The organism is Nocardiopsis halotolerans DSM 44410 (genome assembly GCF_000341065.1).
GTDB classification, from domain to species: Bacteria; Actinomycetota; Actinomycetes; order Streptosporangiales; family Streptosporangiaceae; genus Nocardiopsis; species Nocardiopsis halotolerans.
In genome coordinates this window covers 7,570-21,229 of record NZ_ANAX01000201.1, presented here as the reverse complement: position 1 = coordinate 21,229, position 13,660 = coordinate 7,570, and the positions used below count along the sequence as shown (strand labels likewise).

13 protein-coding genes are annotated in these 13,660 nt (G+C 72.4%); 3 read left to right on the top strand and 10 right to left on the bottom strand.

What is annotated here, in order from left to right:
• Positions 1-571, top strand: a 571-nt coding sequence (locus tag D455_RS34205) for a hypothetical protein (protein WP_040684897.1), incomplete at its 5' end; no start/stop codon positions are given.
• A 3-nt stretch (positions 572-574) separates the two neighbouring features.
• Positions 575-1,753, top strand: a complete 1,179-nt coding sequence (locus D455_RS0115240) for a hypothetical protein (protein ID WP_017571576.1) — start codon at positions 575-577, stop codon at positions 1,751-1,753.
• 282 nt (positions 1,754-2,035) lie between these two features.
• Here D455_RS0115240 and D455_RS33475 read toward each other — a convergent pair whose 3' ends face one another.
• The 9 genes from D455_RS33475 to D455_RS0115195 all read right to left on the bottom strand — a co-directional run bounded on the left by D455_RS33475 (position 2,036) and on the right by D455_RS0115195 (position 11,038).
• Positions 2,036-2,977 (bottom strand): hypothetical protein, encoded by a 942-nt coding sequence (locus tag D455_RS33475; protein ID WP_026122653.1) that lies wholly within the window; start codon positions 2,975-2,977, stop codon positions 2,036-2,038.
• 129 nt (positions 2,978-3,106) lie between these two features.
• Positions 3,107-4,357 (bottom strand): cytochrome P450 family protein, encoded by a 1,251-nt coding sequence (locus D455_RS0115230; protein ID WP_017571575.1) that lies wholly within the window; start codon positions 4,355-4,357, stop codon positions 3,107-3,109.
• Positions 4,354-5,571 (bottom strand): cytochrome P450, encoded by a 1,218-nt coding sequence (locus D455_RS0115225; RefSeq protein WP_017571574.1) that lies wholly within the window; start codon positions 5,569-5,571, stop codon positions 4,354-4,356. Before D455_RS0115225 ends, D455_RS0115230 begins: the two co-directional genes overlap by 4 nt.
• 256 nt (positions 5,572-5,827) lie before the next feature.
• Positions 5,828-7,072, bottom strand: coding sequence for a cytochrome P450 family protein (locus tag D455_RS0115220; protein ID WP_017571573.1), 1,245 nt, complete (start codon positions 7,070-7,072; stop codon positions 5,828-5,830).
• Positions 7,072-8,298, bottom strand: coding sequence for a cytochrome P450 (locus D455_RS0115215; protein WP_017571572.1), 1,227 nt, complete (start codon positions 8,296-8,298; stop codon positions 7,072-7,074). Before D455_RS0115215 ends, D455_RS0115220 begins: the two co-directional genes overlap by 1 nt.
• A complete protein-coding gene (locus D455_RS0115210; RefSeq protein WP_017571571.1) occupies positions 8,295-8,933 on the bottom strand; it encodes a GTP-binding protein in 639 nt (212 codons plus the stop codon). The genes D455_RS0115215 and D455_RS0115210 overlap by 4 nt, the downstream gene beginning before the upstream one ends.
• Entirely contained in the window at positions 8,914-9,273 is a 360-nt protein-coding gene (locus tag D455_RS0115205; protein ID WP_017571570.1) for a DUF742 domain-containing protein, read from the bottom strand. The genes D455_RS0115210 and D455_RS0115205 overlap by 20 nt, the downstream gene beginning before the upstream one ends.
• Positions 9,270-9,674: a roadblock/LC7 domain-containing protein gene (locus tag D455_RS0115200; RefSeq protein ID WP_017571569.1), complete on the bottom strand. Its 405-nt coding sequence runs from the start codon at positions 9,672-9,674 to the stop codon at positions 9,270-9,272. The genes D455_RS0115205 and D455_RS0115200 overlap by 4 nt, the downstream gene beginning before the upstream one ends.
• Positions 9,674-11,038 (bottom strand): ATP-binding protein, encoded by a 1,365-nt coding sequence (locus D455_RS0115195; RefSeq protein ID WP_017571568.1) that lies wholly within the window; start codon positions 11,036-11,038, stop codon positions 9,674-9,676. Before D455_RS0115195 ends, D455_RS0115200 begins: the two co-directional genes overlap by 1 nt.
• 899 nt (positions 11,039-11,937) lie before the next feature.
• On the opposite strand from D455_RS0115195, the gene D455_RS0115190 reads away from it, so the two are divergent.
• Positions 11,938-12,321, top strand: coding sequence for an RNA polymerase-binding protein RbpA (locus D455_RS0115190; RefSeq protein WP_017571567.1), 384 nt, complete (start codon positions 11,938-11,940; stop codon positions 12,319-12,321).
• Between the two features lie 218 nt (positions 12,322-12,539).
• Here the strand turns inward: D455_RS0115190 and D455_RS0115185 are convergent, their stop codons facing one another.
• Complete coding sequence (locus D455_RS0115185) at positions 12,540-13,340, bottom strand: HAD-IIA family hydrolase (RefSeq protein ID WP_017571566.1); 801 nt, start codon at positions 13,338-13,340, stop codon at positions 12,540-12,542.
• Positions 13,341-13,660 lie beyond the last annotated feature (320 nt).

Here is a 13,660-nt window from a genome sequence, read left to right as displayed (position 1 = left end):
CCGATCGCGGATCACACGGCTGCGGGCCGCCGTCAACGCCCCGTACAGGGCGAGGTGGGCTCCCAACCGGGCGTGGCGCTGGTGGCTGCGTCCGGTCCTGGGCCTCGAACTGCGCCGCCTGCACCGGCTCATCGAGGGGGCACCCGCTGGCCATCCCGAGCGTGATCGGGCCGTGCAGGCCTACGACGCCGCCGGGCTCATCGCGCAGTCGCCGCACCTGCCGCCCCAGGCCCTGGTCTGCGCCGTGGTCGTGACGCGCAACGGTGTGCAGTTGATCGAGCACCCGGACCTCCCTCTGAGCGAGCCCTGTCAAATCAACCCGCTGCACGGCGCCGCGAACGACCGCTACCGCGAGTACGCCCACCGTCAACGCCTGACGTCCTGGCGGATCTGCGCCCGCTGCGCCGACAGGACGCGGTTCGATCCCCGTATCGGCCTCCTCAGGCCTTCCCTGCCGATCCCGGCTGAGGAAGGCCCCACCCACTACCGCTACGCCAAGGACGTCTGGGCCAAGGCGACCACCGCGCCCGACCACGCCTTCGCGCGCGTCCGCAGAGAACTGGAGGTGTGAGCGATGCGAACGCTCATGCTGGCCGGCCTGTCCCTCCTGGCCGCCCTGACCACTCTGTTCACTCTCACCCCGGTCTCCCCGGCGGTTGCCGAGGACCGGCGCCACAACGAGAGGGCCTCCATCCTGGCACTCCGCGTCGACACGGACCACATCTACGTCAGCCCCTGGCACCAGGACGCTCTGGACGGCGAGGAGGGAAGGGCCCTGCACTCACGGCTGAAGGACATGGAAACTCCCGTGTACGTCGTCCTGGTCAGGCAGGAGCGCGACCTGGACCACTACGTCGAGGACCTGGCGCACTCCCTGGGCGGCACGGGCTACTACTTCGCCGTCGGTGGTGACGGGCGGACGGTCCACGGCGCCCAGTTCGGAATGGACGACACCGTGGTCGACGGGATGAACACCGCGCAACTGGCGGCGGAGGTGGTCAACGGCGACAACGGTCTGGCCGACGCGCCGATCACCGAACGGCTGAACCGCGTGGTCGACCTGGTGGAGGACGGCGACGCCGCACTGGCCTATCGCATCGCGCCCGTCACGCCCGCGGCGGCGTCCGTCCTCGCCTCCGCACTCGCCGCCGTCCTGCTCGGGGCGGCCGCCTGGTGGTGGCTGCGTCGGCGGCAACACCGACCGATCCGCGTGGCGCCGCTGACCGAGGCGGTCACCACCACCGTCAGCCGGGCCCAGCGGGACGAGTACCGCGCCCAGCTCGCCGAACGCCTCACCGGATGCGGACAGCGGGTGTCCGGGGCGGGGGAGTCCTCAGAGAAGGTCCGTCAGGCACTGGAGGCGTACACCGCCGCGGCCAAGGTGCTCGACTCCGCCGCCGACAAGTCCGACCTGGTGGGCGTGCAGGTCCTGCTGGACATGTGCGACGCGGCGCTGAACGACGAGGTCAGCCCGCTGCACTGCTTCTTCGACCCGCGTCACGACAGCGGCAAGGCCCCGGTCCGGTGGCGTGCCCCGGCCTCGTTCGACTCGGTGAGGGTCATGGCGTGCCGGGAGTGCCGTAAGACCGTCCGGAAGTACCGCACCCCGCCGTCGGTCCTGGACTCCACCGGGGCACGTCCGCTGCCCTACTACACGGTCCCGCCGGAGCACAGCGTGTGGGCGGCGACCGGGTACGGCACCCTGACGTCGGACCTGCCCGCGCGGATCATGCGCGGCGAGCACCGACGGTAGGGGCTCCCTCTCCAGGGGACGGCCGCTCCCCCGAACCGGAAGGCTGCACCGGCCCCGCCTTCTTCACCGCGATCTCGTACTTGTAGCGAGTCTCAACGGCTTGGTGTCAAGCGGCTGTTGCAACGAGGAACTTGTTGAGAGCCTCGGCCGGGGTGGCCCAGCCCAGAGTCTGACGGGGACGGCCGTTGAGCTCGGCGGCCACCCCGTCCAACCTCGCTACAGGTACAAGATCAGCGCAGGTCAGACCCACGCACCACACCAGCAACAGTTCCGGCCGCTCCCCTAGCGAACGGGAAGTTCGACGTCGACCAGGGCGGAGCACTCCGCCAGGCAGCCGCCCACGGTGAGGGTGCCGCCCGGGGTGGCCCCGGGGAAGAAGAACGCGGCGTGGGTGGACGATCCGCCGTCGAGCTCGAAGCGCCCCACCGCCTCCTCCACCAGGTGTTCGCGCTCGCCCTCGTAGGTGGCCTGGAGCAGGTCCAGACTGACGTCGTCCTCGGTGGTGAACTCGACCGTCACCACCAGGGTCTTGCTGGTGGCGGACCGGTAGGCGGTCAGCAGTTCGGCGCGCACCCCCTCGGACCCGTCCGTCACCCCGTCGGCGACCAGCAGGTCCGGCCCGGGGTCGCGCCCGTCCACGAGCAGCTCGGTGAGCAGCCCGTCCTCCGCGGTGAAGCCGCCGTAGGAGACGCAGGACGCCTCGTGCCGGGGTTCCCCACCGTGGCACAGCTCGTACCCGTCGGCGGTGCGCCTGGCCTGGACGTTCCAGGCGGGGCGGCCCCCGTCGGCCCAGGCCTGGACGACCGCCGCCCGGTGGGCGAGGTAGGCGTGGGCGGCGGAGCCCTCGGCCGTGTACCGCAGCCCCTCACGCATCCGCTCGGGGTCCCCGGCCCGGGTCAGGGCGTCGACGTAGGCCGCCACGGTGTCCCCGGACGCCGCCACCGCGCGCACGCCCTCCCCGCTGGTCCCGCTCTCGGCGCCTTCCGAGGGGGACCCGCCACCGGGTTCGGTGGTCGGAGCCGGCTCCGGGGACTCCTCCGGGGCGGGGCCGCGGTCCGCACCGGGTTCCCCCGGCCGCGGACCGGGCTGTGCGGTCGGCCGGGGCGTCCGCCCCTCCCCCGCGCTCTCCCCCGCCCCGGTCGGCACCCACTCCCGAGGAACCCCGCAGCCGGTGGCGACGAGCAGGGCGAGGGCCGTGGCCACGGCCAGCCTGGTCGGCGTCATGTCGGTTTTCTCCCCCCGTGAGAACCCGCGACCAGGCGAGCCTACGGCCGCGGGCCGTCAACAGGGGGGTTGCGCAACGTAAGGACTTCTTGGCACGGCCGTGACCGCCGCTTCGGACCGGTCCGCGGGTCAGGGACGCAGCAGCACCGGGAACTCCCTCAGGCTGGTGACCGAGAGCGCGAACTGCACCTGGAGCTCCTCGTCGGGGACGGCGAGCCGCAGGTCGGGGAAGCGCTCGAAGAGCATCGGCAGGATGATCCGGGCCTCCAGGCGCGACAGCGGCGCGCCGGGGCAGATGTGCGGGCCGTATCCGAAGGTGATGTGGCGCCCCCTGGTCCGCGTCGGGTCGAAGACGGCGGGGTGCGGGTCCTCCCCGAACTCCTCGCGGTCCCGCGTGGCGGCGCCGTAGTGCGTCATCAGGGCCTCGCCCCTGCGGATGGTGTGGCCGCCGATCTCGACGTCCTCGGTGGCGAACCGGAACATCATGACGTTGTTGGGCGCGTCGTAGCGCAGCGTCTCCTCGACGACCTGGTCCCAGGTGACCTCGCCGCGCCGCAGGAGGTCGAACTGGTCGGGGTGGGCTAGCAGGGCGCGCACCACGTTGTTGAGCAGGTTGACGGTGGTCTCGTGCCCGGCCGCCACCACCGTCAGCAGGGTGACGGTGATCTCGTGGTCGCTGAGGGAGTCGCCGTCCTCACCCGCCCTGATCAGGTCGGCGGTGAAGTCGTCGTGCTCGTCGAGGGTGGCGCGCTTGCGGGCGACCAGTTCGGCGAAGAACTGGAACAGGGCGCCGTACGCCTGGAGGTGCTCGCCCTCCTCGGCCGTCCCGGAGAAGATCTTGGTGTACATGTCGCCGAGCCGGTCGTACTCGGACTCGGCGACGCCGTACAGCTCCCCGATCACCCCCATGGGCACCCGGAAGGTGAACTCCGACTTCAGGTCCAGCGGTTCGTGCGCGCGCGGCTCCAGGGCGTCCAGCGCGCGTGCGGTGATGGCCTCGATGCGCGGGCGCAGGCGCTCGACCCGGCGCGCCGAGAACGGGCTGGAGGTGAGCTGGCGCATCCGCCGGTGCGCGGCGCCGTCCAGGGCCAGCAGGTTGGTGTTGTCGGTGGGGATGGTGCCCATCAGCGGCCAGCCCTCCGGGACCTCGCCGCTCTGGTAGTCGGCCCAGTGGTCGACGCTCTTGACGAACCGGGGGTCGTTGAGGGTGGCGCGGATGATCTCGTGGTGGGTGGTCGCCCAGGCCCGGACACCGCCGGGCAGTTCGACCCGGGTGAGGGGACCGGCCTGGTAGAAGCGTTCGCGGTCGGCCTGCACGTCGTCGGGGACGGCGTGCACGAGCAGGGCTCCGTCGGGGGTGTGCTGGACGGGACAGGTCATTCCGGGACTCCTTGCGGGGGTGTGGGGGTGAAGGTGACCGGCAGCGAGACCACGCCCCGGACCCAGGGTGAGGGACGCCAGCGGACCTCCTCGGCGGGGATGGCCAGTTCCACGTCGGGCAGGCGGTCCAGCAGCACCTCGACCGCCGTGACCGCCATGATCTCGGCGATGCCCTGCGCGGCGTGGGGGCAGCTGTGCTCGCCGTGGGAGAAGGACAGGTGGGCGTGGTTGCCCCGGACCGCCTCGGCGCGGTCGCCGGTGTGCAGCCGGGGGTCCTTGTTGGCGGCGGCGAAGCCCAGCAGGATCAGGTCGCCCTCACGGATGACCCTTCCGTCCAGTTCCACGTCGCGGGCGGCGAAGCGCCCGGCGTTCATCTGGGACGGGGAGTCCTCCCACAGGACCTCGACCAGGGCCTCCCGCACGCTGCTGCGCGCGCCCGCCATGGAGGCGGAGAAGCGGTCGTCGGTGAGCATCAGGCGCAGCGCGTTGCCGATCCACTCGGAGGTGGTCTGGTGGGCGCCGCCCAGGACGGCGACCAGTTCGGCGATCAGGTCCGCGTCGCCGTACTCGGCGGGGTGGGCGATCATCCGGGAGACCACGTCCGGTCCGGGTTCGGCGCGCCGGGAGGCGACGAGTTCGGCGAACTCGGCGACGACGCGCCCGTGGGCGTCCACGGCGTCGGGGCCCGCGTCGAACAGGGTTCCCATCAGGGAGGTGACGGCCTCGCCCCGGTCGTCGTCCAGGCCGTACATCCAGCACAGGAGCAGGGAGGGCAGCCGCCCCGCGTACCGCTCGCGCAGGTCGGTGCCGCTGGAGGCGCAGAAGCCGTCGATGAGGCGGTCGGCGATGCGGGCGGTGACCGTGCGCAGCTCGTGGGGGTCGGCCCCGTTCAGGGCCTCGTTGACCGCGTCCGTGCGGCGCCGGTGCTCCTCGCCCTCCGCGGACAGCAGGTTGGGCTGGGGCGCCAGGACCGGCAGTAGCGGCCAGTCCTCGGGCACCTGTTCCCAGGCGTTCCAGCGGTGGGGGTCGCGCGCGAACACCTCGGGGGTGCTGAGCACGTGGTGCAGTTCGCGGTAGCCGATCACCAGCCAGGCGGGGACGTCACCCTCCAGGAGCACGGGCACCACGGAACCGTGTTCGGCGCGCATGGCCCGGTAGAGGCCCTGGGGGTCGGTGTTGAAGCGAGTGTCGTACAACCGGACGGGGTCGGCCATCTCGGTCCTTCGGGGCGGAGGGGGGTCGGTGTCGGCTGTCGGTGCCCGGCCGTCCCGGCCTGCGGGAACGGCCGGGCACCGGGCCCCATGGTGCGGGATCGCCCGCGGAGGGCCCGGAGGCGTCGGTCGTGTCCTCAGGGGTGAACGCGGGGACGGGCCGGGGTCGGGAGCGGGAACGGTCGCGGGTGACGGGGAGGAAGACGCCGCGGCCGGGCACCGGTCGGGTGGGGCGGGCCAGGACCACGGCGGTCTCCGCCTACGGACGCAGCAGGACGGGCAGTTCCTGGAGGCTGTTGACGATGATCGAGGGGTGGTTGCGCAGCTCCTCGTCGGGCACGGCCAGCCGCAGGTCCGGATAGCGCTCGAAGAGCATCGGCAGGGCGATCCGGCCCTCCATGCGGGCCAGGGTGGCGCCGGGACACACGTGGGGACCGTACCCGAAGGAGATGTGGCGGCCCCGGGTGCGGGTCAGGTCGAAGGTGTCGGGGTGGGGGGCCTCGCCGTGCTCGGCCCGGTCGCGGCTGACCGCCCCGTAGGAGACCATGAGCGCCTCGCCCTTACGGATGGTCTTCCCGTCGACCTCGACGTCCTCGGTGGCGAATCGGAAGACCATGTTCGAGGTGGGCGGATCGTAGCGCAACACCTCCTCCACGACCGTGTCCCAGCCGACCCTGCCCTCCCTGACCAGGGCGAACTGGTCGGGGTGGGCAAGCAGAGCGCGCACGGCGTTGCACAGGAGGTTGACGGTGGTCTCGTGCCCGGCGGCCACGGTGACCTGGAGGGTGCCGCGCACCTCCAGGTCGGTCAGGGCGTCGCCGTCCTCACCCGCCTGGACGAGTTCGCTGGTCAGGTCGTCGCGGGGTTCGGCGCGCCTGGCGGCGACCATGTCGTCGTAGTACCGCTCCAGGGTCGTGTAGACCTCCATGAACTCCTCGGGGCCGGTGATCGAGGAGAAGAACTTCACGTACAGCTCGCGCAGGTACGCGAACTCGCTCCGGTCCACCCCGTACAGCTCCCCGATGACGTTCATCGGCAGCTGGAAGGCGAACTCCGACTTCAGGTCCAGGGGCTGCCCGGCACGGGGCTCCATGGCGTCGAGCAGCTCGGCGGTGAGTTCGTGGATGCGGGGGCGCAGGCGCTCGACGCTGCGTGCGGAGAAGGCGCGGGCGGTGAGCAGGCGCAGCCGCCGGTGCTCGGCCCCGTCGGTGCCCAGGAGGTTGGTGGGGGTCGGCGGGATCGTGCTCAGCAGGGGCCAGTTCTCGGGGATGCGGCCGCTCTGGTAGTCGTCCCAGTGGGCGACGTCCTTGACCAGGCGCGTGTCGGTGAGCAGTTCGCGGGCGGTCTCGTGGTGGGTGACGGCCCAGGCCGTCACGCCCTCGGGCAGCTCCACCCGGGTGAGGGGCCCGGCCGCGTGCAGGATCTCGCGTTCGGCGCGCAGGTCGGTGACGTGGGGATCCAGGACCACGGTTCCGTCGGAGCCGTGCTGAACGGGGCAGGGCATCAGATCTCTCCCAGGGGTGGTACGGGGGTGAAGGAGACGGGCAGGGAGGCCACGCCCCGCACCCACGGCGAGGGACGCCACCGCAGGTCGGCGGGGTCGACGGCCAGGTCGAGGTCGGGCAGCCGGTCCATGAGGACCTCGATGCCGGTGACCGCGATGATCTCGGCGATCTCCTGGGCGGGGTAGGGGCAGGAGTGCGCGCCGTGGGAGAAGGACAGGTGGGCGTGGTTGCCCCGGTCACCGGGCGCGTGCTCCGTGGGGCGCACGCTCGGGTCGGTGTTGGCCCCCGCCAGCCCGAGCAGCACGAGGTCGCCCCGACGGATGAGCTGACCGCCCAGTTCCACGTCGTGTGCGGCGTAGCGGCCCGCGTGGACCTGGGTGGGCGTGTCCTCCCACAGGACCTCGTTGAGGGCCTCCCGGGCGCTGCGCCGGGCCCCCGCGATGGAGGCGGCGAAGCGGTCGTCGGTGAGCATCAGGCGCAGCGCGTTGCCCAGCCACTCGCCGGTGGGCTGGTTGCCGCCGCCCAGCAGGACGACCAGCTCGGGGACGGCCTCCTCGTCGGTGTAGTCCGCGGGGTGGGCGAGCAGGCGCGAGACCACGTCGGCGCCGGGTGCGGCGCGCCGCTCGGCGACGAGTTCGGTCATGGCCGCGATGAGGGCGCGCTGGGCCTCCATCGCGTCGGCCCCGCCGTCGATCATGGTGGTCATGAGGGAGGCGGTGCGGTCGCCCCGCTCGTCGTCCAGGCCGTAGAGCCAGCTCAGCACCAGGGCGGGCAGCCTCGCGGTGTAGGCGGGGCGCAGGTCCGTGCCGGTGGAGGCGCAGAAGCCGTCGATGAGGCGGTCGGCCATGCGCGTGGTGACCGTGCGCAGCTCGTGCGGGTCGGTTCCGGCCAGGGCGTCGCTGACCGCTCCCGCGCGTCTGTGGTGGTCCTCGCCCTCCGAGTACAGGACCGTCGGCATCTGGATCACCATCGGCATCAGCGGCCAGTCCTCGGGGACGCGGTCCCAGGCGTTCCAGCGGCGTGAGGAGCGCGCGAACACCTCGGGGCTGCTGAGCACGTGGTGCAGTTCGCGGTAGCCGATCACCAGCCAGGCGGGGACGTCGCCCTCCAGGAGCACGGGCACCACGGAACCGTGTTCGGCGCGCATGGCCCGGTAGAGACCGCCGGGATCGGTGCGGAAGTCGGGGCCGTGGAGGAGGACGGGGCAGGCGCCGCTGTCGCTCACCGGGAACCTTCCGTGACAAGGGCGCGGACGTGCCGCACCAGGGCGATGAGGACCTGTTTGGCCGAGTCGCGCTCGCGCGCGTCGCAGCGCAGCAGGGGGACGGCGGCGTCCAGGTCCAGCGCCGCGCGTACCTCCTCCAGGCTGTGGTCGGCCTCGCCGAAGTCGTTGTGGGCGACGACGAAGGGGGTTCCCTGGGCCTCCAGGCGGTCGATGGCGTACCAGGAGTCCTCCAGGCGGCGGGTGTCGACCAGTACGACCGCGCCCAGGGCGCCGGAGAACAGGCGTTCCCACAGGAACCAGAAGCGCTCCTGGCCGGGTGCGCCGAAGACGTAGAGCACCGAGGTGGCGTCCAGGGTGATGCGGCCGAAGTCGAAGGCGACGGTGGTGGCGCGTTTGTCCTCCACCCCTCCGAGGTCGTCGACCCCGTCCCCGGCCCGGGTCATGGTCTCCTCGGTGTTGAGCGGCCGGATCTCGCTGACCGAGCGGACCAGGGTGGTCTTGCCGACCCCGAAACCCCCGACGACGGCGATCTTGACGGCCTGTTCGGTGGTGGCGGGGAGCGGGACGTGGGCGTCCCCGGGTGCGGGGGCCGCTGGGGGCTGGGATGCGGAGGGCTCAGAGGTCGTGGAGTGCAAGGAGCACCTTCTCCAACACGTCCGGGGAGGCGAGGGGCTGGGCCGGTGAGGGCACCGGCCTGGGGTGGCGCGCGGTCACCTGGCCGGTGTCGAGGAGGTCGGTGAGCAGGATGCGTGTGATGGCCACGGGCAGGCGCAGGTGGGCGGAGACCTCCACCACCGCCGTCGGGCCGCGGCACAGCCGCAGGATCTCGGCGTGTTCGGACTGCATGCCGGGGACGGGCTCGTTCTCGGCCACGATGAGGGTCACCGCGTCCAGGGAGTCGTCGGCCCCGCCGCTGCGGCCCGAGGTGATGACGTAGAGGCGGTCGGGCCCCTCCTGCTGGTGCGGGCGGGTCATGCGGGTCCGGCGACGGTGCGGGGCGGGGTGGTCAGGTGCTCGCCCATCTGCTCGACCAGTTCGTTCATGTTGTGGCCGACCAGGCCGGGTTCGGCCTCGTCGGAGGTGATGACGGCCAGGTGGGCACCGTGTCCGGCCTCGACGATGAACAGCAGGCCACCGTAGAACTCGGCCATGGCCTGGCGGACGCCGCCCGCCCCGTCGCCGAACTCCACCGACGCGCTGTGGGCCAGGCTCTGCACACCGGCGGCGATCGCGGCGAGATGGTCGGCGCTGTCGGCGCGCAGGCCGGAGCTGTGGCACAGCTTGAGCCCGTCCCGGGAGAGCACGAGGGCGTGGCGGGTGCCGGGTGTGCGTTCCAGGAGGCCTTCGAGGAGCCAGGTCAACGTGTCGAGGTTCATCATGCGTCCTTGTCCGTTCGGCCGCTCACCGCGGAGCGGAAGGCGCCGAATCCCTTCGGTGAGGTGGCGGGTCCGCTCGTGCGGGGCTCGGGCCTGGTGCTCTCGGCCGCCGCGAGGGTCCGGCCGCGGCGGCGCTGGGGAAGTCCGTTGGTGTTCGTGGTGGTGTCCGTTCCGGCCGGGGCGGTCGCGGCGGACGCGGGGGTGGAGGGGGTGGAGGGCTCCGCGGTGACGGTCGTCGCGGCGGCGGAGTCCGGGGGTGCCACGGGGGCGGGGAGGGGTTTGATGAGCTTGCGGGGCAGGAGGAGGATGACCGCCGTGCCGCCTCGGGAGGAGGAGCGGAAGGACACCGACAGGCCGTAGCGGTGGGCGATCTGGCCGACGACCGAGAGCCCGAGCCGGGTGCCGGAGATGGTGGCCAGGTCGAGGCCGTTCTCCACGGTGCGGCGGGCCCGGCGCAGGGCCTCCTCGCCCATGACCAGTCCGCCGTCCTCGACCATGATCGCGATTCCGGCCTGGACCTCCTCCACGTGGACGTGGACCTCGGCGGCGGGCGGGGAGAACCTGGCGGCGTTGTCCAGGATCTCGGCCAAGGCGTGGATGACGCCCTCGGCGGCGAATCCGGCGACCGCCTGCGTGGACGCGTTGTGCACGCGTACGCGCTGGTAGGCACCGATGCGGGCCATGGCACCACGGACGACGCTCTCCATGCCGATGGCGCGGCTCCAGCGGCGGCCGGAGCGGGCGCCGGTGAGGACGGCGATGCTGTCGGCGATGCGTCCGGCCTGGGCGGTGCTGTGGTCCAGGTGCATGAGGTCGCCGAGGACGTCGGCGCCCGCGTCACCGTCGCCGTGGCGTTCCTGCATCCGGCGCAGGTCGGCGAGCATGGTGGTGGTCAGGGCCTGGACGCGCCCGGCGGCGGTGGCGCAGGCGACCATGGCGGCGGAACGTCGGCGTTCGGCCGCGGCGATCTCGGTGGCGGCGGCCCGCAGGAGGGCGCGGCCGCCCTCGTCGGCGGGTTGGGGCAGGGCCCGCAGGGCCGTGTCGGCGGAGTCGCCCGCGCGCAGGCGCACGGCCAGGCGGGGCAGGTGTTCGTCGGCGAGGGAGGCGGTGTCGGCGCGCAGGGCGTCGAGCTGGGCGCGCAGGTCGAGGGACCGGCGGTCGCGGCGGTTGAGGACCGTGGCGAGGATCACCAGGAGGAGCAGGGGAACCGCGGCGGCGGCCAGGACGGGAAGGGCGCGGGCGTCGGGCGCGACCCACGGCGTCACGGCCCAGAAGGGCAGCGCCGCGAGCGGGAGGAGGAGCCAGCGCGGCGCGGCCAGCCACCGCGGCGGGGCTCCCCCGGGGCGGGGTGTCTCAGCAGTCATCGGGCTCCACGTCCAGCCGCCTCGTCGCTCCTGGTCTCGGCAGGGAAGAGCGCACCGAGGAGTTCTTTTCCGGCACGCTGGTGAACACCGGAAAAGAGGGGTGACAATTCCCCCAGGCTGTGCTTTTCGGTGTACGGCGAGCCAACATACCACCAGACGCAGCAAGCGGCCATGTCACCACAATGGGCTCTTTATCTCCCGTCGAGTCGGTGCGCGACATCCACGGTAGGAAGGGGGTCCCGGAGAGTGATAATCCGACCGGGCGGTCGGTTCGGAAATGCGTGCGAACCATTGTCGGCATGACCGTCTTTTCCCGTCGTGAACTGCGGCGACCACGCGCGGGGAGACCGCGGCAAGGGGCAGGAGAAGGGGTGGGGAGGGGCGGGGAGCCGACACAGTGTGACGGAGGGCCCGGGAGCGGGTGGTCGCGGTGCCGCCGCACCCCGCGACCGGGGAAACCCCACACGCCGTCGGGTGGTCCGGAAGGGACGGAGGCCGGCCCGTGCCCCACCGGGACCGGAGACGGGCACCCGGTTCCCACGCGGCACCCGGCCGCGGGCCCAACGGCCGCCGTCGACGACGGGTGGCGGCGGAGGACTCCGGCGGCCGGCGATCGACGGCACGGGGATCCGGCGCCCGGGGCGAGCCCCCGGGAATGAACACGGAGTTAACGGATGTTTTCCGTCTCCCCCTGGGTGGATATAGAGACACACCCGAAAAGGCACCCTGGAGTGCTCCAGGTCACATGTGCCACACTCGGCGCACCGGACGATGATTCGGTGGTCGGGGTGGGCCCCACACGCCCGAGGTGGTTCGACCTCAGGTCAGCGGGGAATCTTGACGTGGACCGACGCGTTACACCCCGCGAGACCGCACAAGCGCCTGGAGGCACCCACACGATGGCCGAGCGAGCACTTCGCGGCACCCGGCTCGGGGCGACGAGCTACGAGAACGACCGCAACACCGACCTGGCTCCGCGGCAGGAGGTCACCTACGACTGCACCCGGGGCCACCGCTTCTCGGTCACCTTCGCGACCGAGGCAGAGATCCCCGTCGAATGGGAGTGCCGCTTCTGCGGCGACCGCGCCCTTCGACGGGACGGTTCCGGCGAGGAGCCCAAGAACGCCAAGCCGACGCGTACCCACTGGGACATGCTGCTGGAGCGTCGGAGCATGGAGGACCTCGAGGAGGTCCTCGCCGAGCGCCTGGCCCTGCTCCGCGCCCGCCGCCGCGAGGAGGCGGCGAAGGTGGAGGAGCTCGCCAAGCAGCGGCAGAGCGCCTGACCCTCCCACGACGCACGGGGGCGGTGGACACCTGGTCCACCGCCCCCGTCGTCGTGTCGGGACCGCGGCACCGCGTGCACGACGTCTCCGGACGGGGCTCCCCCGGACGGTGATGGCGGTCGCTCCCGGCGTCATCGCCGACGTTTCACGGTGGCGCCGGGAGCGACATCACCGGTGGGAGAATCCCCACGTCGTGCCGGGACGTCCGCCACGGTGCGCTACCCCTCCTGGAAGGGGTCGCGGGTGATGCCCACCAGCTCCTTCACCGACTCGATCACCCGGGTGGGGCGGTAGGGGAACTGGTCGGCGGTGTCACGCCCGGAGATCCCCGAAAGCACCAGGACGGTCTGGAGGCCCGCTTCCAGGCCGCTGAGCACGTCGGTGTCCATCCGGTCGCCGACCATCAGCGTGTTCTCCGAGTGGGCGCCGATCCGGCGCAGCGCCGAGCGCATCATCAGGGGGTTGGGCTTGCCCACGAAGTAGGGGCGGCGGCCCGTGGCCTTCTCGATCAGCGCGGCGACCGCGCCCGTGGCGGGCAGGGGACCCTCGGCGCTGGGACCGGTCTCGTCGGGGTTGGTGGCGATGAACCGGGCACCGGCGCGGACCAGGCGGATCGCGCGGGTGATGGCCTCGAAGCTGTAGGTGCGGGTCTCGCCGAGCACCACGTAGTCGGGGTCGTGCTCGGTCATCACGTAGCCGACGTTGTGCAGGGCGGTGGTCAGGCCGGACTCGCCGACGACGTAGGCCGAGCCGTTGGGGCGCTGGGTCTGGAGGAACTGGGCGGTGGCCAGGGCCGAGGTCCAGATGGACTCCTCCGGGATGTCCAGCCCGGAGCTGAGCAGACGCGCGCGCAGATCGCGCGGGGTGTAGATGGAGTTGTTGGTCAGCACGATGAACGGGATCCCGTTCTCACGCAGCTCCGCTATGAGCGCGTCCGCGCCGGGGATGAGGTGCTGCTCGCGTACGAGCACGCCGTCCATGTCGAAGAGGTAGTTCCACTCATTGCTCACGTGCCCCATTGTGCCGTCAACGGCGGTGGGCACGCCATGGCCACCGTGGCCCGGAACCGGTCGCGGACGTGTCCCGGCCCGGGTCCGGGTCCGGGTTCCCGGCCAGCCGCCTGTCCCCGCGTGCCCCCGAACGGCGTCGGTCGCACCGATTCCCGTGTTCTCGCTGTGTCCCCGGGCCCGGAACGTGTCCGTGGTCCCCGGAGGTGGAGGGGTTGCTCACGCCGTGCGGGGTCCGCGTCACGCTCTTCCCCTCCGCCCGGGGCGCCGGCTCCTGTGACGCCCGAATCGGGGCACGGGTTCGGGGTTCGACGGAGGGGGCGTGGCCGTGA